19 protein-coding genes are annotated in these 17,735 nt (G+C 64.4%); 3 read left to right on the forward strand and 16 right to left on the reverse strand.

Features of this window, described 5'->3' with window-relative positions; genetic code table 11:
* Positions 1–2: 2 nt before the first annotated feature.
* Complete coding sequence (locus L858_RS0100865; protein WP_022681253.1) at positions 3–1,826, reverse strand: hypothetical protein; 1,824 nt, start codon at positions 1,824–1,826, stop codon at positions 3–5.
* Positions 1,827–1,831: 5 nt separating this feature from the next.
* Positions 1,832–2,020 (reverse strand): hypothetical protein, encoded by a 189-nt coding sequence (locus tag L858_RS0100870; RefSeq protein ID WP_022681254.1) that lies wholly within the window; start codon positions 2,018–2,020, stop codon positions 1,832–1,834.
* 80 nt (positions 2,021–2,100) lie between these two features.
* Here L858_RS0100870 and L858_RS0100875 point away from each other — a divergent pair, with 80 nt between their 5' ends.
* Together L858_RS0100875 and aroB are read left to right on the forward strand one after the other, a co-directional pair.
* On the forward strand, positions 2,101–2,649 hold the full coding sequence (locus L858_RS0100875) for a shikimate kinase (protein ID WP_022681255.1): 549 nt from the start codon (positions 2,101–2,103) through the stop codon (positions 2,647–2,649).
* Positions 2,640–3,752: a 3-dehydroquinate synthase gene (gene aroB, locus L858_RS0100880; protein WP_022681256.1), complete on the forward strand. Its 1,113-nt coding sequence runs from the start codon at positions 2,640–2,642 to the stop codon at positions 3,750–3,752. Before L858_RS0100875 ends, aroB begins: the two co-directional genes overlap by 10 nt.
* Before the next feature lie 463 nt (positions 3,753–4,215).
* Here the strand turns inward: aroB and rpmE are convergent, their stop codons facing one another.
* The 12 genes from rpmE to rpsB all read right to left on the reverse strand — a co-directional run bounded on the left by rpmE (position 4,216) and on the right by rpsB (position 15,624).
* On the reverse strand, positions 4,216–4,440 hold the full coding sequence (gene rpmE, locus L858_RS0100885) for a 50S ribosomal protein L31 (protein ID WP_007687040.1): 225 nt from the start codon (positions 4,438–4,440) through the stop codon (positions 4,216–4,218).
* Between the two features lie 123 nt (positions 4,441–4,563).
* Positions 4,564–5,043, reverse strand: a complete 480-nt coding sequence (gene fabZ / locus L858_RS0100890; protein WP_022681257.1) for a 3-hydroxyacyl-ACP dehydratase FabZ — start codon at positions 5,041–5,043, stop codon at positions 4,564–4,566.
* 7 nt (positions 5,044–5,050) lie between these two features.
* Positions 5,051–5,719: an OmpH/Skp family outer membrane protein gene (locus tag L858_RS0100895; RefSeq protein ID WP_022681258.1), complete on the reverse strand. Its 669-nt coding sequence runs from the start codon at positions 5,717–5,719 to the stop codon at positions 5,051–5,053.
* Positions 5,719–8,373 (reverse strand): outer membrane protein assembly factor BamA, encoded by a 2,655-nt coding sequence (bamA, locus tag L858_RS0100900; RefSeq protein ID WP_022681259.1) that lies wholly within the window; start codon positions 8,371–8,373, stop codon positions 5,719–5,721. The genes L858_RS0100895 and bamA overlap by 1 nt, the downstream gene beginning before the upstream one ends.
* Positions 8,374–8,465: 92 nt before the next feature.
* On the reverse strand, positions 8,466–9,599 hold the full coding sequence (gene rseP / locus L858_RS0100905) for an RIP metalloprotease RseP (protein ID WP_022681260.1): 1,134 nt from the start codon (positions 9,597–9,599) through the stop codon (positions 8,466–8,468).
* The gene (locus L858_RS0100910; RefSeq protein WP_022681261.1) at positions 9,596–10,756 is read right to left on the reverse strand and encodes a 1-deoxy-D-xylulose-5-phosphate reductoisomerase; all 1,161 of its coding nucleotides are present in this window, start codon (positions 10,754–10,756) and stop codon (positions 9,596–9,598) included. The genes rseP and L858_RS0100910 overlap by 4 nt, the downstream gene beginning before the upstream one ends.
* Positions 10,753–11,529 (reverse strand): phosphatidate cytidylyltransferase, encoded by a 777-nt coding sequence (locus tag L858_RS0100915; RefSeq protein WP_028055663.1) that lies wholly within the window; start codon positions 11,527–11,529, stop codon positions 10,753–10,755. Before L858_RS0100915 ends, L858_RS0100910 begins: the two co-directional genes overlap by 4 nt.
* A 5-nt stretch (positions 11,530–11,534) precedes the next feature.
* On the reverse strand, positions 11,535–12,275 hold the full coding sequence (gene uppS, locus L858_RS0100920; RefSeq protein WP_022681263.1) for a polyprenyl diphosphate synthase: 741 nt from the start codon (positions 12,273–12,275) through the stop codon (positions 11,535–11,537).
* Positions 12,276–12,316: 41 nt separating this feature from the next.
* Positions 12,317–12,874 (reverse strand): ribosome recycling factor, encoded by a 558-nt coding sequence (frr, locus tag L858_RS0100925; RefSeq protein ID WP_022681264.1) that lies wholly within the window; start codon positions 12,872–12,874, stop codon positions 12,317–12,319.
* A gap of 6 nt (positions 12,875–12,880) precedes the next feature.
* Positions 12,881–13,606: a UMP kinase gene (pyrH, locus tag L858_RS0100930; RefSeq protein ID WP_022681265.1), complete on the reverse strand. Its 726-nt coding sequence runs from the start codon at positions 13,604–13,606 to the stop codon at positions 12,881–12,883.
* Between the two features lie 151 nt (positions 13,607–13,757).
* Positions 13,758–14,687, reverse strand: coding sequence for a translation elongation factor Ts (gene tsf / locus L858_RS0100935; protein ID WP_022681266.1), 930 nt, complete (start codon positions 14,685–14,687; stop codon positions 13,758–13,760).
* 178 nt (positions 14,688–14,865) lie between these two features.
* Complete coding sequence (gene rpsB / locus L858_RS0100940) at positions 14,866–15,624, reverse strand: 30S ribosomal protein S2 (RefSeq protein WP_022681267.1); 759 nt, start codon at positions 15,622–15,624, stop codon at positions 14,866–14,868.
* Between the two features lie 245 nt (positions 15,625–15,869).
* Between rpsB and L858_RS0100945 the strand changes: the two genes are divergently transcribed.
* The gene (locus L858_RS0100945) at positions 15,870–16,097 is read left to right on the forward strand and encodes a hypothetical protein (protein WP_022681268.1); all 228 of its coding nucleotides are present in this window, start codon (positions 15,870–15,872) and stop codon (positions 16,095–16,097) included.
* Between the two features lie 3 nt (positions 16,098–16,100).
* Here L858_RS0100945 and L858_RS0100950 read toward each other — a convergent pair whose 3' ends face one another.
* On the reverse strand, positions 16,101–16,877 hold the full coding sequence (locus L858_RS0100950; RefSeq protein ID WP_028055664.1) for a CDP-alcohol phosphatidyltransferase family protein: 777 nt from the start codon (positions 16,875–16,877) through the stop codon (positions 16,101–16,103).
* Positions 16,874–17,608, reverse strand: coding sequence for a phosphatidylserine decarboxylase (locus L858_RS0100955; RefSeq protein WP_022681270.1), 735 nt, complete (start codon positions 17,606–17,608; stop codon positions 16,874–16,876). The genes L858_RS0100950 and L858_RS0100955 overlap by 4 nt, the downstream gene beginning before the upstream one ends.
* Between the last annotated feature and the right edge of the window lie 127 nt (positions 17,609–17,735).

The raw sequence follows: 17,735 nt of genomic DNA on the forward strand, positions 1-17,735 counted from the left end.
CGTCAGAGCCGCGTCATCGCCTCCGCAGCGATCATCCGCGCTTCGGGATCGAACCCGACGCGGTGCAGCGCAGCGACAATATGATAGAGATGCACGGGCGGCAGGTTGTTCCAGTCGGCAGCCTGCATGCCGACGGCCGCCAGCAGCGCGACGCTCGCCTTCTCGCCACGCGCGGCAGCCGCATCGATCGCGCGCGACCATTGGCTGGTCACGCCGAGGTTCAAGCCATTGTCCTGCGCCAGCGACGCGCCATCCTTCGCGCTGATGCGCGACAGGCCGGCAAGCGCGGCGATCAGCATCTGCCCCTTTCGCGGCTCCGCATCCCCGGCGAAGGACGAGACGCGGCTGGAATTGATCTCCACGATCGGACTTGGCGCACCCACGGCGAGCAATGCCCACAAATCGCCGGCCCCGTCGCCCTCCGCCTGCTTCGCCGCTCCTACCCATTGCGCGGCGCTGCGGTCATAACCGGCGGTCAGCATCGCAGCCACGAGATTGGTAAGGTCGCGCGTCTCCACCTGCGACACCGGCAGCGCGGCGGCAGCACGGGCCGTGGCGATCAGCCCGACATAGTCCGGCTTGCCCTCATTCTGCCACAGCGTCCGCATGCCCTGCAGCCGATTGGCAACATTCACACCGGCATAGGCAGCACGCAGCGCGTCGATCCGGTCCGCCGCGCTGTCGGGAACATCGCCGTCAGCCTGAAGCTGGCTGTAGAAGCCGACCAAAGCCTTGGAAGAGAAAACGCCAAGCCGTGCCGCCGCTTCGGCGCCCGGCAAGCGGCGCACGGCGGACAAAGCCGGCGCCCGCGCTTCCCATGCGCGCACATGCGGCCCAACCGTGCCGTACAGCGCGTCCGGAATTTCCACATTGAGCGCCGTTGCAAGGCCAAAGCGCCAGGCGGTCAGCCGATCCACGGCGTCCCATTCGATCTTGACCGAGCGGCGGGCATTGAAGCCGGTGCCGACTACCTTCTCGGCGAGCCGATAGTCGATGCCCCGCACTACACCGCGCCGCTGCGCCTGGTTAAGCGCGCCGCTGGCCGTGCCCTGATCACCCGACAGGGCGGCGCAGATGGCGCGCGTCATGTCCCAGCCCGGTTCCTTGCTGAAGCGCAGCGCGCCGGCCGACAGCGGGCACAAGCCGGCGGGGTCGGCGTTCGCCAGATAGGTCTGCATGGCAACGGCATAGAGGCGCGGCGTGTAGCGGTCCGCATCGACGCTCTGGATGAGCAGGCGGGCGCTGTCGGCCTCCCCCATGCGCAGCAGCAGCCAGGCGCGCTCGGCAACCCAATCCGCGCCGTCGATCCCGCGCGGTGTATCCGTCGCGGACAGCAGCGCGCGCCGGAGCAGGATCGACGCCCAGCGCGAGGTGATCGGCGCTCGCGTCTCGCGCATCAGGGTGGCAAGGAACGGGCCGGACTGGCCGCCAAAAGCATCCGGCGCCATGCCGAGCCGTTCGGGCGTCAGCGGGCCGACCCGATCAAGCGACCGACGGGCCGCTTCGGGCAGGTCCTGCTTGGCCCGCTCGGCCGCGATCTCCTCATCGCTCAGATCATCGGCCGCGGCTGCATTCCCCAACGCCTCCGACTCGGTCGAGCTGGGCGGGAGGATCGGCGTAGTGGGCACCGCAACCGTCGGCGGCGGCGCTGATCCGGGTACAGGCGAAGCGGGTCGACCGGGCTGCGTAGAGGGCGGCGCTTGAGGCGCATCGCCAAAGCCGGGCGGCAGAAGCGATTCAGGTGTTTCCTGCGCGATGACCGGAAGCGCCAGAGCGAGCGCAAGCGTGCCCACGGCCCATTTCGCATTGACCCGCCGCTGGCGCATGCCTGTTATTGGCCCAGCTTTTCGGCGGGGATTGCCTTTTCGACGCGGGCCTGCGGCCGCTCTCCGCCGCGCGACCAAAGCAGGGCGACGAGCGCGACCAGCACGGCCACGGCGACGATGGGGATGATCGGAAGAGAGGCGCGCCGACGGCGCGAGCCACCTTCGAAACTGCTAAAGGAACGATTGCGCTTCATGGGTCCTTTTCGGCCGGGCCAGAAGGGAGGGAAAGTTGCGATTTGCCTTGTTGACGCGGGGTTGTATAGCCCCGCTCGCCATGCAGCGAAACAGCAAATCCGATCATCCGTCCGCGAAGCGCGGCCCTATCGTCCTGATCGGGATGATGGGCGTCGGCAAATCGACGGTCGGGCGGCGGCTGGCGGCGCGGCTGGGCCTCCATTTCGTCGATGCCGATGAGGAGATCGAGAAAGCCGCTGGCATGACCATCACGGAAATGTTCGAGCGCTATGGCGAATCCTATTTCCGCGACGGCGAGCGGCGCGTGATCGCCCGGCTGATGGATGGCGAGCCCAAGGTGATCGCCACCGGCGGGGGCGCTTTCATGCAGGAGGAGACGCGCGAGCTGATCCTGGAGCATGCGACCGCCATCTGGCTCGATGCCGACGTCGATACGCTGGTCGATCGCGTTTCCCGCCGCGAAGGGCGGCCGCTGCTGAAGGGCAAGGATCCGCGCGTAGTGCTCACCGAACTGGCGGCCATCCGCAACCCCGTCTACGCGCTCGCGCCCATCCATGTGAAGAGCGCCGCCGCACCGCACGACGTTGCGGTCGATAATATCCTGGAGCAACTTGGCCCATGGCAATAGTTCGCGTCGCGCTCGATGCGCGCAGTTACGACATAATGATCGAGCAAGGCGCGCTGGACCGCGCTGGCGACCATCTGGCGCGCTATGCGCGCAAGGGCCGGCTGGTCGTCGTCACCGACGAGCATGTCGCGCGGGCGCAACTGCCCCGGCTGGAGGCGAGCCTGCGTGCCGCCGGCATTGCGGTCGAGCCGATCATCCTGCCCGCCGGCGAGCAGACCAAGAGCTGGCGCCATCTGGAGCAATTGCTCGACGCGTTGCTGGCACTGGAGATCGAGCGCGGCGATCATGTCGTGGCGCTGGGTGGCGGCGTGATCGGCGATCTGGTGGGCTTTGCCGCCTCGATCCTGAAGCGCGGATGTCATTTCGTGCAGGTGCCGACGACGCTGCTGGCGCAGGTCGACAGTTCGGTTGGCGGCAAGACGGCGATCAACGCGGCAGCGGGCAAGAATTTGATCGGCAGCTTTCATCAGCCAAGCTTCGTGCTGATCGATCCCATTACCCTGGACACGTTGCCGGCGCGGGAAACGCGGGCTGGCTATGCCGAGGTCGTCAAATATGGGCTGATCGACGACCCCGATTTCTTCGCCTGGTGCGAGACGGAGGGGCATCGGCTGCTGGCGGGCGATCCGCAGGCGCGGAAATATGCGATCGGGAAGAGTGTCGCGGCCAAGGCGGCGATCGTGGCGGATGACGAACGCGAGACGTCGGGCCGGCGGGCTTTGCTGAACCTTGGGCACACGTTCGGCCATGCGCTGGAAGCGGACACGGGCTTTTCCGACACGCTGCTCCATGGCGAGGCCGTGGCGGCCGGGATGGCGCTGGCCTTCCGCTACTCGGCGCGGCTGAGACTGTGCGCGCAGGAGGATGCGGAGCGGGTGACGGCGCACCTCAAGGCCGTGAAGCTGCCCTATAACCTTGCCACCGCGCATGTGAAGGCGGACGGCGCCGCGCTGGTCGCGCATATGCTGCACGACAAGAAGATGGCGGCGGGCACCCTGCCCTTCCTGCTGGCGCGCGGAATTGGGAAGACTTTCCTGTCGAAGGATGTCGTGTTGAGCGATGTGGCCGCGTTCCTGGATGAAGAACGGGCTGCGGCGGGCTGAGCAACGCTGTCACGTCTGACTTGGGGGGAGAGCGGACATTCTTCTCTTATCCCTCTCCCTTGAGGGAGAGGGCTGCGCAGGCTTGGCAGCTTGCTGCCTAGCCGTAGCTGGGTGAGGGGGTGATCCGGGCTAAAGACTGGCCTGTAGCCGCTCCCCCCCCATCCAACTTCGCCCAGCTTCACTCCGTTCAGCAAGGCTCCGTATCCTTCTCCCCCAAGGGAGAAGGAATGTCTTGCTCTGGCCGATTACAGTCCGTCAGCTTTCTCAACTTCGTTCGTGCTGAGCCCGTCGAAGCACGCGCGCAACGGTGGGCGCAATCGCGTCCTTCTACAAGCTCAGGACGAACGGCAGAATGCGCTTCGGGACATGAGCCTTTACCAGAACACGGCCTCGCGTCCGTCATTCTGCACAAAAAAGGGCGCCTCGCTGGGCGCCCTTCTCATTCGTCCGTCTGGCGGAGCGATTACTTCTTCAGCGTCAGGCCACCGAAACGCTTGTTGAAGCGTGCTACCTGGCCACCCTGCTCCAGCTGGCGCGTGCCGCCGGTCCAGGCCGGGTGCGACTTCGGGTCGATGTCGAGCGCCAGCGTGTCGCCTTCCTTGCCCCAGGTCGAGCGGGTGCGGAAGGTGGTGCCGTCGGTCATCTGGACGGTGATGAAGTGGTAATCGGGATGCGTATCGGCCTTCATGGGTCTGCTCCGTCGATGGGCCGGTTTCCGACCGGCCATGGATGCGAAAAATTGCGAAGGCGCGCGGTTACATGGGATCGCGCGCAAAGGCAAGGGGGAACGGCGGCGCGTTCCCCCTATCCATCAATCGACCGGCGGGTCGGCGATCATTGCGACGAAATTGGCTTCGGCGCAAAGCTTGCCATCGACCATCGCCTTGCCTTCGAACTTGCAGACCCGTCCGCGGATCTGGATTAAGTCGACATGCAGGTCGAGCAGGCAGCCGGGCTCCACAGGGTTGCGGAACTTGGCGCCGTCGATGCTCATGAAATAGACGAGCTTGCCAGATCCGCGCAGCTCCATCGTCTCGACCGTCAGCACGCCGGCGGCCTGCGCCATGGCTTCGACGATCAGCACGCCGGGCATGATCGGACGGCCGGGGAAATGGCCTTGGAAGAAGCTTTCGTTGATCGACACCGCCTTGACGGCGTGGATCGACCCGTTGGGAACGAGCGAGATCACGCGGTCGACAAGCAGCATCGGGTAACGGTGCGGCAGCGCCGCCATGATCCCACGAATATCGATGGGACCGATGGCGGCGGCCGGATCAGCCTGATCCGTCATCGAAGGATCAGCGCGAGGTCGGCTGCTGCGACGGGTTGGCCGGAGCCGCTGCCGCCGGGGCCGGAGCCTGACCCTGACGCGCCGCGCCGCCGGGCTGCCAGCCAGCCGGCGGAGTGATGCCGACGCTCGGCACCAGCGCGTTCAGCTGGGTCACGACCTGCTGCGTGATATCAACGGTCGGCTGGTAGGACACGGTCGCGTCGGGCGACAGGATCAGATCGACCTTCGCCTGGGTCATGGCCGCCTTCAGCGCGTCCGACAGCTTGGCCGAAATCTGCTCCTCGACATAGGCGTTGGCGAGCGCGATCGGCTGGCCGAGGCGCTGCAGTTCGGCCTGACCGTTCTGGCCGGCCTTCTGATAGGCCTCATACTGGGTCTGGATTGCCGGGGTCGGCTTGTTGCCGGCCGCCTTCATCGCGGCTTCCAGAGCGGTGCCCTTGGCCTTGAGGTCGGCGTCGATGGCGTTCTTGCGCGCGGTAAAGCTGTCGATCTGCGCCTTGTAGGTCGTCTGGATCTGCGTGCGGGCGGTGCTGTAGGCCGAGCTGGTGGCGACGGCGCGCTGCAGATCGACGACGGCGACGCCGGTTTTCGACTGCGCGGCGGCAGGCGTGCTGGCGAGCGCGATGGCAGTCATGGGCGCCAGGGCAAGCGCCGCGGCCTTGAAAATGGTCTTCATCAGAATTGAGTCCCTACGTTGAAGCTGATCAGCTGAGTGTCGTCCCCTGGTTCCTTGAGCAGGGCCTTGGCGACATCGATGCGGAACGGGCCGAAGGGCGAGTTCCAGTTGACGCCAAAGCCCACAGCGACGCGCGGCTTGAGCGTGTCGCCGAGATATCGTTCTTCAAAGCCGGTGCCGCTCAGGTGCGTACCGCCACTTGGACAAGTCGGAGCTTGAGGCGTGCCACCGGCGCCGACCGTCGTCGTGGTCGTGCCGCTTGTCACCGAACAATATCCCGCGAACGGTGCCGTCACCGGGTCGCGCAGTCCGCCAACTGCACCCGCATCTACGAAGATAGATGGCCGCAGCCCCATTTCCCGGGCGCCCGAACCCAGCGGAATTTCCACTTCCGCACGGGCGAGATAATAGATCTTCCCACCCAAGGCATCGTCGCGCCTGTTGTTGTTATTGTCCGTAGCGAGCACACCCGTGATCGCGCCCGTAGTCGTATCCGTCGTCGTTGTATAGTAACGACGGACCACGCGCGGCCCGACCCCGCGAATGTCAAACCCACGGATTTGCGGGTTACCGAGGAAGAAGCGGTCGGTCAGGCGAACCTTGTCAACCAGATTGCCAGAAGCATCACGCCGCTCGCCTTCAAGGCTGTGGATATAGCCACCTTCACCCGAAAGCGAGAAGATGAAGCCACCGCCTAGCGGCCAATATTTTGCGGCATTGATGCGCGTGCGGATATATTTGACGCTGCCACCAAGACCCGCAAAGTCCTGGCTGAGCGAAATATTGTGGCCGCGTGTGGCGCGGATACGATTATCACGATTGTCGTAGATCAACGAGTAGCCGAGCGAGGATGTGGTCCGCTTACCGATCGCATCACAAAGATAACGACCGGCAATAACAGGATCGCATTCGGTAGTGCCGTCACCATTGAGGTCGCGATAATAAGTATCCTTGTCGAGCGTAACATCGTCTAGGTTCAGGCTGTAGCGCAGCGCCAGCGACATATATTCGGTGATCGGCACGCCCGCCCGGATCTGGAAGCCCGTCGTGGTCTGCTTGTACGTTGTGTCGCGGTCGTTGCCGCTGCCCGTGAAACGGAAGCTGTTCAAGTCGCGGCGGTAGATGTCGCCGCCCAGAGCGATATTCTTATCCATGAAATAGGGCTCGGTGAAGCCCAGCTCGACGGACTTGGAATAGGCCGAATAGTTGACGCTCGCGCGCAGTTCCTGGCCCTTGCCGCGGAAGTTGCGCTGCGTGATCGACGCCGCGACGATGAAGCGCTCCAACGACGAGAAGCCGGCCGACAGCGACAGTTCGCCGGTCGATTTTTCCTGCACGTTGGTTTCGAGCACGATGCGGTCGGGGGCGGACCCGGGCTTCTGCTCGATGTCCAGCTTTTCCTGGAAGAAGCCGAGCGAATTGATGCGGTCCTTCGAACGCTTGACGAGGAAGCTGTTGAACGCGTCCCCTTCGGCCAGACGGAATTCGCGGCGGACGACCTTGTCCTGCGTCAGCGTGTTGCCGTTGATGTCGACCCGCTCGACATAGACGCGCGGCGCGTTGGCGATGCGGAAATTGATCCCCATCGTCAGGCTGTCCTTGTCGCGGTTGAAGTCCGGCGACACGTCGGCAAAGGCATAGCCGAACAGACCGGCCGTCTCGCTCAGCGTATCGACGGTGTCTTCGACCTGCTTGGCGTTGTACCAGTCGCCCTTCTTCATCGGCAGCATCTTGGTCAACGAGCTTCCCGACAGATCGCGAATGTCGGATTCGACCTTCACGTCGCCGAATTTGTATCGCTGCCCTTCCTCGACCACATAGGTGATGATGAAGTCCTGCTTGTTCGGCGTCAGTTCCGCCACGGCGGAAATCACACGGAAGTCGGCATAGCCCTCGGTCAGATAGAATTGGCGCAGCTTCTGCTGGTCATAGGCGAGACGGTCGGGATCATAGCTGGTGCCCGAGGAGAAGAGGCGGAACCAGCGCGACTGCTTCGTCACCATCTGGCTGCGCAGTTCGCCGTCGCCGAATTTCTCGTTGCCGATGATGTTGATCTGGCGGACCTTGGACTTGGGCCCTTCCGAAATCTCGAACACGATGTCGACGCGGTTCTGGTCGAGTTGGACCATCTTCGGCTCGACCGTCGCGGCAAAGCGGCCCTGGCGGCGATAGAGTTCGATGATGCGGGCGACGTCGGCGCGAACCTTCGAGCGGGTATAGATCTGGCGCGGGGCGAGCTTGATCTCCGGCCGGATCTTGTCTTCCTTCAGGCGCTTACTGCCTTCCAAGACGATGCGGTTGATGACCGGGTTTTCCTTCACCTCGATCGTCAGCGCGCCATTGGCGTTGCGGATCTGGACGTCGGCGAACAGCTCCGTCTCATAGAGGTCGCGCAGCGCCTGATCGAGCGTCTCCTGCGTGAAGGGCTGGCCGGCGCGCAGCTTGGTGTAGGAAAGGACGGTGTCCGGCTCCAGACGCTGCGTGCCCACGACCGAAATGGCGCTGATCGTACCGGCGGCGGGGGCCACGGCCGGGATCGGGGCAGCGGACGGTGGCGGGGTCTGCGCCGCAGCCGGAAGCGCCGACAGACCGGCGATCATCGTCGTCGCCAACAGAGCCACGACGACCGGGCGCTGCCTGTTGCTGCTCATCATCGCTGTCACCCGCTCCACCTTTACCAAATAAGCAATATTCGTTCACGCCGCAGAAAGACGGCGCGAAATGGCGCCTCCCTGCCCGATACGGCTCAGCCGATCAAGCCGGACAGGCGCTCCCACAGTCCGAAAGAAGACAAATCGTTGAATGTCACCAGCATCATCATCGCCAGCAGCACGGCCATTCCCGAACGATAGGCCCATTCCTGCACCTGCGGGCTGACCGGCCGGCGCTGGATCGCCTCCACCCCGTAGAACAGCAAATGGCCGCCATCCAACATCGGAATTGGCAACAGGTTGATGAACCCCAAGTTAATCGAGATGAGCGCCATGAAGAAGACGAAGCTTTCAATCCCAAGCGTGGCCGCCTGCCCCGACACCTCGGCGATCTTGAGCGGACCGCCCAGTTCCTTGACTGATCGACCGCCGCCGATGATCTGGCCCAGCGTCTCGACCATGGTGCGGATGATATCGCCTGTGCGTTCGATCGCCACGACAGGCGCCCGCAACAGGCTGACCGGCTCGATCACCGGTTCGCCGGGCGCTATGCCCAGCCGGCCGATGCGGAATTTGTTGCCGAAGCCGTCATCCTCCTCGACGGATCCGACCTGCCCCTGTTTCTCGATCTGCTTGCCGTTGCGCTCGATCACCACGGTGACGGGCTCGCCGGGCCGGATCTGTGCGAAGAGGCGAATATCGTCGAAAGTGCTCATCTCGCGGCCATTGAGCGAGACGATGCGGTCGCCCGCCACAATGCCGGCCGCAGCCGCTGCGCTGCCGGGCTGCACCTGGCCCGCGACGGCCGGCGTGCGGCTCTCGCCATGGACGAAGGCAAAAGTGGCGAGGATCAGAATTGCGAAGATGAAGTTGATCGCCGGCCCTGCGCCGACGATGGCGGCGCGCTGCCACAGCGGCTTGGCCGGGAAGCTCTCCGCCCGCTCGGACGCGGGCAGTTCCAGCCAGGCGGGGTCGGCCTGGCTGGCGACGTTCATGTCGCCCTTGAACTTGACATAGCCGCCGAGCGGCAGCGCGCCCAGGCGCCAGCGGGTGCCGCGCTTGTCGACCCAGGCGGCGATCTCCGGCCCGAAGCCGATCGAGAAGGCCTCCGCCTTCACCCCGCACCAGCGGCCGACCACATAATGGCCAAGCTCATGCACGAAGACGAGCGGCCCGATGACTGCCACGAAAGCGATCACAGTCAGCAGGAAACCGGGGTTCTGGATCAAGCGGTCAATCTTTCCATCACTTGGCCTGCCATCGCGCGCGCCTGCTTGTCCGCTTCCAGCACGTCGTCGATCTGGCGAGGCACAGGCGCGCTATAGCGGTTCAAGACATCCTCCACAATCATGGCGATATCAAGGAAGCGGATGGCGCCCGCCAAGAAAGCCGCGACCGCCACTTCATTGGCGGCGTTAAGGATGGCCGGAGCAGCCCCGCCCGCCTGCGCCGCCTGCCGCGTGAGGCGCAGCGCGGGGAAGCGCTGCTCATCGGGCGCCTCGAAGTCCAGCCGGCCGATCCGCGCGAGGTCGAGCGGCTGGCATGGCGTGGCGGTGCGCTCCGGCCAGGCAAGCGCGTGGGCGATCGGTATCCGCATGTCCGGCGAGCCAAGCTGCGCCAGCGTCGAGCGGTCGCGAAACTCGACCATGGAATGGATCACCGACTGCGGGTGGACAAGTATCTCGATTCGCTCGAGGCCGACCGGGAAGAGATGCGCAGCCTCGATCAGTTCGAGGCCCTTGTTCATCATCGTCGCGCTGTCGACGCTGATCTTCGCGCCCATCGACCAGTTGGGATGCGCCACCGCCTGCGCCGGGGTGATGCCGCGCATGTCCTCCAGGCTGCGGGTGCGGAACGGCCCGCCGCTGGCGGTCAGGATGATCCTTGCCACATCTTCCATACGACTACCGGCAAGGCACTGGAATATCGCATTATGTTCGCTGTCGACCGGGAGCAGCGTCGCGCCCGAGGCACTCACCGCGTCCATCATCAGCGCGCCCGCCGACACGAGCGATTCCTTGTTCGCGAGCGCGACCGTGCCGCCCGCCTTGAGCGCTGCCATGGTGGGACGCAGGCCGGCACAGCCGACGATGGCGGCCATGCTCCAGTCCGCCCCGGCCCGCGCCGCTTCGACCAGCGCTCCCTCGCCTGCGGCGACTTCAACGCCAGAGCCAGCAAGGGCTTGCTTGAGCGCGTCATAACGGGCTTCGTTGCCGATCACGGCGAGCTTCGCCCCGGTGCGGCGCGCAGCAGCGGCGAGCCCTTCGACATCGCCGTGGGCGGTGAGCGCGATCACCTCATAAGCATCGGGGTCGCGCTGAACGAGGTCGAGCGTCGACATGCCGACCGAGCCGGTCGCGCCGAAGATGGAGAGCTTGCGCTTCACGGTTGCACCAGCAGCAGATAGGCGGCCGCCGCGAGCGGAGCAGCCGCAACCACGCCATCCAGCCGGTCCATCACCCCGCCATGGCCGGGCAGCAGCGTCCCACTGTCCTTGACGCCCGCGCGCCGTTTCATCCAGCTTTCGAGCAGGTCGCCCAGCTGCGCCGCGACGGCCAGCAATCCGCTGGCGGCGGCAAGCTGGACCGGGAGCCCGGCGAAACGGTAGAGCAGGAAACCGGTAAGCAGCGCGGCAAGGACGCCCCCGCCCAGCCCCGCCCAGGTCTTGGACGGGCTCACACGCGGCGCGAGCTTGGGCCCGCCGATCGAGCGGCCCGCGAAATAGGCACCGATATCCGTCGCCCACACAAGCGCCAGCGCCCATAGCGTCAGCAGCAGCCCATAATGGTCCGGCGTCTGGTCGCGCAGGAACAGCAGAGCCATGATTGGCACGCAGATATAGGGGATGCCAAGCGCCAGCTTGCCCGACCGGCACACCAGCGCGACGAAGAAAAATGCCGCCGCCATGAGCGTGAACGCCACCCAGGACACGCCGGCCGCAAGCGGACAGAGGATCGCAAGCGGTACCGACACCGCGAACATCGCCAGCTTGCGGTGTTCCGGCGAGGCGCCGACCAGATCGCCCCATTCGCCCTGCATCAGCACGCCCGCGACGACCAGCAGCAGCCAGAACAGGAAACCGCCCCAGACCAAGGCAGCCAACGCCACCAGGATGAGCAGCACACCGACGATCGCGCGCGTGCGGAATTCGCTGGACATGCTGGTCACAGCCCGCCGAACCGGCGATCCCTCATGCGAAAGGCATCCAACGCCATCTCCAGCGCACGCGCGTCGAAATCAGGCCAGAGCATGTCGGTGAAATAGAGTTCGGCATAAGCCGCCTGCCACAGCATGAAATTGCTGAGCCGCTGTTCCCCCGATGTGCGGATCAACAGGTCGAGTGGCGGCAGCCCGGCGGTGTAGAGCGCATCATCGACATCGCCGATGCCGATCTCCTCTGCCGTCACCTCACCTGCGGCGACGCGGCGAGCGAGTGTCTGGGCCATGCGCACCAGCTCATCCTGGGCGCCATAATTGAGGGCGATGGCGATGACCGGGCCGCTATTGCCGGCGGTCCGCGCCATGGCACCTTCGATCAGGTCGACCAGCGACGCGTCCAGCGCGCGATAATTGCCGATGACGCGCAGCCGCACGCCATTGGCATGGAACTCGTCCAGGTCCGACTGGATGAAATGGCGCAGCAGGGCCATCAGGTCGGCGACCTCGGTCGCCGGGCGCTTCCAGTTTTCGGATGAAAAGGCGTAGAGCGTCAGGCATTCAAGCCCGAGATCGCGCGCCGCGCGGGCGACGCGGCGAACCGCCTCCACCCCTGCCCGATGGCCAGCGAGGCGCGGCAGGAACCGCTTCTTCGCCCAGCGTCCGTTGCCGTCCATGATGATGGCAACGTGGCGGGCGCCATGGACCGGCGCGGCGCTGGGGAGATCGGGCTTTGCTTTGCTGGCCATCAGAGGGGAATGTGCGCCATCAGGAGGATCAAGGGCCCGGCTCAGTGGCCGAGAATTTCCTTCTCCTTCGCTGCGGCGGCGGCGTCAATATCCGCGATGGTGCTGTCGGTTAGCTTCTGAACCTCGGTTTCCAGCCGCTTGCGCTCGTCCTCGCTGATCTCGCCCTTCTTCTCGTCGGCCTTGAGACTGTCCATGCCGTCGCGGCGGACATTGCGCACGGCGACCCGAGCGCCCTCGGCATATTTGCTGGCGAGCTTCGCCAGTTCCTTGCGGCGCTCCTCGGTAAGGTCGGGGATCGGCAGACGCAGCGTCTGGCCGTCAACGATGGGGTTGAGGCCAAGACCGGCCGAGCGGATCGCCTTGTCGCACGGCCCCACATTGCTCTTGTCCCACACCTGGACCGACAGCATGCGCGGTTCGGGCGCGGAGACGGTCGCAACCTGGTTGAGCGGCATATGCGCGCCATAAACCTCAACCGTCACCGGATCGAGCAGCTGGATATTGGCGCGGCCGGTGCGCAGGCCCGCCAGATCGCCCTTCAGCGATTCGATGGCGCCGTGCATGCGGCGTTCCAGATCAGCCTTGTCATATTGAGCCATTTTGTTTCAGCGCTCCTGATTCTGCACGATCGTCGCGACACCGTCACCCGCCAGGACCTTTGCAAGGTTGCCGGTTTCGCGAATGTTGAACACGACGATGGGAATATTGTTTTCGCGGCAAAGGGCAATGGCACTTGCGTCCATAACCTTAAGATTATCGTTCAGCACCTGATCGAAGCTGATCTCATCATAGCGTGCGGCGTCGGGCACCTTCTTGGGATCGGCATTGTAGATGCCGTCGACGCTGGTGCCCTTGAACAGTGCGTTGCAGTCCATTTCGGCCGCACGCAGCGCGGCGGTGGTGTCGGTCGTGAAGAAGGGGCTGCCGGTACCCGCCGCGAAAATCACGATGCGGCCCTTCTCCATGTGCCGAACGGCCTTGCGCCGGATATAGGGTTCGCAGACCGAGGCCATCGGAATCGCGGACTGGACGCGCGTGTCGTAGCCGAGCTTCTCCAGCGCATTCTGTACAGCCAACGCATTCATGACGGTGGCGAGCATGCCCATATAGTCCGCACTGGCCCGGTCAAAGCCCTTCGCGGCACCGGCAAGGCCCCGGAAGATGTTGCCGCCGCCCACGACGACGCAGAGCTCGAAGCCCGCGTCCTTAGCCGCCGCGATCTCGCCCGCGACGCGGTTCACCGTTTCGGGCTCGATTCCGAACTGCCCCTGCCCCATCAGCACTTCGCCCGAAAGTTTCAGCAGGATACGCTTGAAGGCTGGGCGAGACATGCGGGGCAATATTCCTGTTATCATTGGGCAAGGAAATGGCGCGCACCTTAAGCAGTGCGCGCCATCCTGTGAAGTCATTAGCGTGCCGGGCGGACTTGTCGAGAAGCCTCAGCTTCCCGACATCGTTCGCATCGCACGGCCTGTCAGATGATCAGGCGACGCCTGCGGCCGCAGCCACTTCAGCGGCGAAGTCGCTCGTTTCCTTCTCGATGCCTTCACCGAGCTGGAAGCGGACATAGTTCTTCAGCGAGATCGAAGCACCGGCATCTTTGGCAGCCTTGGCGACGACGTCGGCGATCGGGGTCTTGTTGTCCATCACGAACAGCTGGCTGAGCAGCGCATTCTCCTTGGCGTACTTCGCGACCGCGCCATCGACCATCTTGGCGACGATCTCGGCGGGCTTGCCCGACTCGGCGGCCTTTTCAGCGGCAATGGCACGCTCGCGCTCCAGCAGGGCCGGATCGATGTCGGCCGAGGACAGCGCCAGCGGGAAGGCAGCGGCGATGTGCATCGCGATCTGCTTGCCCAGCGGTTCCAGAACGTCAGCCGGCGCGTCGCCTTCCAGAGCGACCAGAACGCCGATCTTGCCGAGGCCCGGAGCAGCGGCGTTGTGGACGTAGGGAACGACGATGCCCTGGCTGACTTCCACGCGGCCGACGCGACGCAAGGTCTGGTTTTCGCCGATAGTGGCGATGTTCGACACCAGCTTTTCCGAGATGGTGCCGCCAGCCGGGTGCGCCTGACCCGAAAGAGCTTCGGCATCAGCGGCGCCGCTTTCCAGAGCTACCTGCGCAACGGTGCGGACGAAATCCTGGAACTGGTCGTTCTTGGCGACGAAGTCGGTTTCGCTGTTCACTTCGACTGCGACACCCCTGGTGCCGGCAACGGCGACGCCGACCAGACCTTCGGCGGCGGTGCGGCTCGACTTCTTCTGCGCGGCGGCCAGGCCCTTGGCGCGCAGCCAGTCGGTCGCGGCTTCGATGTCGCCATTGGCTTCGGTGAGCGCCTTCTTGCAGTCCATCATGCCCGCGCCCGAACGGTCGCGCAGTTCCTTGACGGCGGCAGCGGTAATCTCGGCCATGTTTCGGCTCCTAAATGTTCGAAGGTTTGTAAATGCGGGAGGGCGCGGTCGTGAGAGCGCGCCCTACTCCGGAAATCTTGCAGTTCGAAGTAGGCCTTCACCCGTCCGGTTCGAGCAGCTTCGAGCGAAGTCGAGAACTCCCGACGTTCGAACCGAACGGAGTGAATTTACTTCAGAATTACGCCTGAGCGAGAGCCTCTTCGGCTTCCGGCTCGTCCAACGCACCGATGTCGACGCCCGAAGCCTGCTGCGCACCACGGTTGCCCTTGGTGGCGGCGGCGGCGACGGCTTCGCAGTAAAGGCGGATGGCGCGGCTCGCGTCGTCGTTCGCCGGAACCGGGAAAGCGATGCCGTCGGGCGAGACGTTCGAATCGAGGATCGCGACGACCGGGATACCCAGCGTGTTGGCTTCCTTGATCGCCAGCTCTTCCTTGTTGGCGTCGATCACGAACATGACATCGGGGATGCCGTTCATGTCGCGGATGCCGCCCAGCGAAAGCTCAAGCTTCTCTCGCTCGCGGGTCATCTGAAGCACTTCCTTCTTGGTGAAGCCGTGGGTGTCGCCCGACAGCTTCTCTTCAAGGGTCTTCAGGCGCTTGATCGAGCCCGAGATGGTCTTCCAGTTGGTGAGCATGCCGCCCAGCCAGCGATGGTTGACGAAGTGCTGGCCGGACTTGCGAGCAGCTTCAGCGATCGGGTCCTGCGCCTGGCGCTTGGTGCCGACGAACAGCACCTTGCCACCGGCGGCGACGGTCGCCGATACGAAGTCCAGCGCGCGGCCGAAGAGCGGCACGGTCTGCGACAGGTCAAGGATGTGGATGCCGTTGCGCTCGCCGAAGATGTACGGCTTCATGCGCGGGTTCCAGCGGTGCGTCTGGTGGCCGAAGTGGGCGCCGGCCTCGATCAATTGGTGCATGGTGACGACAGGTGCCGCCATAATCATTCTCCTTCCGGTTTGACCTCTGGGAATCAGGAACTGAACGTCACGCGCAGCACCGGATATGTCGATTCCCATGTGGAATGGGCGCGCCTTTAGCCGCGCGGGAAAGCTTATGCAAGGGGTTGACTGTCTGTTCCGGATAGAACATAAAGAGAACATCGGGAACAAAGAACGGATTTCCGCCGTTCGCCTCCCAATAGTGGATCAAGCCGTGCAAATGGCAAGATAGAAAGTGAGCGTCGATGTTCACCGTAATCGCCGGAATTGTTTTCGTAGGAGCCTTTCTGCTCGCGGTAGGCACCATCATCGGCATGTTCGCGCTTTATCGGGACAAGATGATAGCTGCCCTGCTGTTCGAGCCGATCCCGCAGGAGCTTCCGACCTATCGCTTGCAGATCAGCCGCCGCCGCGTGATGGCCGCGCCGAAGCGGCCAGTTGCGCCTCTTACACGCGGAGCGCTTGCGGCCTGATCCTTAGACTGATGGTTCGGAGCGCTGCCGCCTCACTTTGGCGTAGGACAGAATGCCAAAGGGAATGGTCACCAGATAGAGAGCGCAGATCAACAGCAGCGTGAGCCAGGGGTCAGTGATCAGCAAGGCCCCCAGCAGCCCTGCAAAGGCGATCGCTTCCAACCTGATCCGCTTGCGCAGTCGCAGTGCCGACCAACTGTAGGTCGCGATGCTGGAAATCATCAAAAATGCGACGAAGGCGGTCCAGGGCGCGACGATATACCATTGGCGGAAGATATCTTCTCCCGTCACCAGCCAAAGATAGAGCGGCACGAAGGTCAGCCCTGCCCCGGCCGGCGCGGGCACGCCTGTCAGAAAGCCCGCCGATTTGTGCGGCTGGATATCGGCGTCGATATTGGCGTTGAAGCGGGCCAGCCGCAGCGCACAGGAAAGCGCATGGGCCAGCGCGAAGATCCAGCCGAATTTCGGCATCGCATGCAGCGACCAGAGGTAGAGGATCAGCGCGGGAGCAACGCCAAAAGCGATCGAATCGGAAAGTGAGTCGAGTTCCGCGCCGAAGCGGCTTTCCCCGCGCAACAACCGCGCGATGCGGCCGTCCAGACCGTCGAGGACGCCCGCAATCAAGATGGAGAGAACAGCCCTCTCCCACTCGCCGGAAATGCCGTAGCGCACGCCTGTCAGGCCGAAGCAGAGCGCCATCGCCGTGACGGCATTGGGCGCCACCATCCGCAGGGTGATCCCTCGGCGCAAGCCTCTCGGAATGGCGCGCCGCTGCCTCATTGCTGAATTCCGGAAATGACGCGCATGTCGCCCATCTGGCCCAGGATCGTCTCGCCGGCGACGGTCCGCTGCCCCAACACGACGCGAGGCGCCGTGCCCGCGGGCAGATAGACGTCGACGCGGCTGCCGAAGCGAATGAGGCCGATACGCTGGCCAGCCGCCACCATGTCGCCGGGCTTCACGAAGGGCACGATGCGCCGCGCTACCAGTCCCGCAATCTGGGTGAAGCCGACGCGCACCCCGTCATGGCGTTCCACCAATATGTGCTGGCGCTCATTATCCTCGCTCGCCTTGTCGAGGTCGGCATTGAGGAACTTGCCCGAAATATAGACGACGGACTTCACCGCGCCGCCGATCGGCGTGCGGTTGATGTGCACATCGAACACGCTCATGAAGATCGACACGCGGATCATCGGCTGGTCGCCCAGTCCGTCGATGCCCGCCATTTCACGTGGCGGGGGAACGCGCTGGATCAGCGTCACCAGCCCGTCGGCGGGGGCGACGATGGCCCGCTCATCCTGCGGAACGGCACGCACCGGATCGCGGAAGAAGGCAAAGACCCAGATCGTCACCATCACCATCAGCCAGCCGGGGATTTCCCACCCCACCAGGAACAACACTGCGGTGATGGCCGCGGCGATTAGCCCAAATTTCATGCCCTCCGGATGAACGGAGGGGAATCGCCATTTCACATTGCCGCCCAGCGCGACCGTCAGTTCGTCATTTTCCATGGGCACCGTCTTTAGGCACAGTCACTTGCACTGACAACGTCCGATCCCGTCCGAGGACCCATCAAATGATGCGGCTTCCCAGCCCCATTGGATGGTTGATCATTGCAGCCGCTTTCCCTAGGGCCTG

It is taken from the genome of Sphingobium bisphenolivorans, assembly GCF_000412635.1.
Taxonomy (GTDB): Bacteria; Pseudomonadota; Alphaproteobacteria; order Sphingomonadales; family Sphingomonadaceae; genus Sphingobium; species Sphingobium bisphenolivorans.

Excerpts from the sequence above, each read along its gene's own strand:
- uppS (WP_022681263.1), bottom strand. The coding sequence starts at position 12,275 with ATGGCCAGCAAAGCAAAGCCCGATCTCCCCAGCGCCGCGCCGGTCCAT.
- L858_RS0100950 (WP_028055664.1), bottom strand. The coding sequence starts at position 16,877 with ATGAGGCAGCGGCGCGCCATTCCGAGAGGCTTGCGCCGAGGGATCACC.
- pyrH (WP_022681265.1), bottom strand. The coding sequence starts at position 13,606 with ATGTCTCGCCCAGCCTTCAAGCGTATCCTGCTGAAACTTTCGGGCGAA.
- frr (WP_022681264.1), bottom strand. The coding sequence starts at position 12,874 with ATGGCTCAATATGACAAGGCTGATCTGGAACGCCGCATGCACGGCGCC.
- fabZ (WP_022681257.1), bottom strand. The coding sequence starts at position 5,043 with ATGACGGATCAGGCTGATCCGGCCGCCGCCATCGGTCCCATCGATATT.
- L858_RS0100895 (WP_022681258.1), bottom strand. The coding sequence starts at position 5,719 with ATGAAGACCATTTTCAAGGCCGCGGCGCTTGCCCTGGCGCCCATGACT.
- rpsB (WP_022681267.1), bottom strand. The coding sequence starts at position 15,624 with ATGGCGGCACCTGTCGTCACCATGCACCAATTGATCGAGGCCGGCGCC.
- bamA (WP_022681259.1), bottom strand. The coding sequence starts at position 8,373 with ATGATGAGCAGCAACAGGCAGCGCCCGGTCGTCGTGGCTCTGTTGGCG.
- L858_RS0100945 (WP_022681268.1), top strand. The coding sequence starts at position 15,870 with ATGTTCACCGTAATCGCCGGAATTGTTTTCGTAGGAGCCTTTCTGCTC.
- L858_RS0100915 (WP_028055663.1), bottom strand. The coding sequence starts at position 11,529 with ATGTCCAGCGAATTCCGCACGCGCGCGATCGTCGGTGTGCTGCTCATC.
- aroB (WP_022681256.1), top strand. The coding sequence starts at position 2,640 with ATGGCAATAGTTCGCGTCGCGCTCGATGCGCGCAGTTACGACATAATG.
- L858_RS0100870 (WP_022681254.1), bottom strand. The coding sequence starts at position 2,020 with ATGAAGCGCAATCGTTCCTTTAGCAGTTTCGAAGGTGGCTCGCGCCGT.
- tsf (WP_022681266.1), bottom strand. The coding sequence starts at position 14,687 with ATGGCCGAGATTACCGCTGCCGCCGTCAAGGAACTGCGCGACCGTTCG.
- L858_RS0100955 (WP_022681270.1), bottom strand. The coding sequence starts at position 17,608 with ATGGAAAATGACGAACTGACGGTCGCGCTGGGCGGCAATGTGAAATGG.
- L858_RS0100875 (WP_022681255.1), top strand. The coding sequence starts at position 2,101 with ATGCAGCGAAACAGCAAATCCGATCATCCGTCCGCGAAGCGCGGCCCT.
- rpmE (WP_007687040.1), bottom strand. The coding sequence starts at position 4,440 with ATGAAGGCCGATACGCATCCCGATTACCACTTCATCACCGTCCAGATG.
- L858_RS0100865 (WP_022681253.1), bottom strand. The coding sequence starts at position 1,826 with ATGCGCCAGCGGCGGGTCAATGCGAAATGGGCCGTGGGCACGCTTGCG.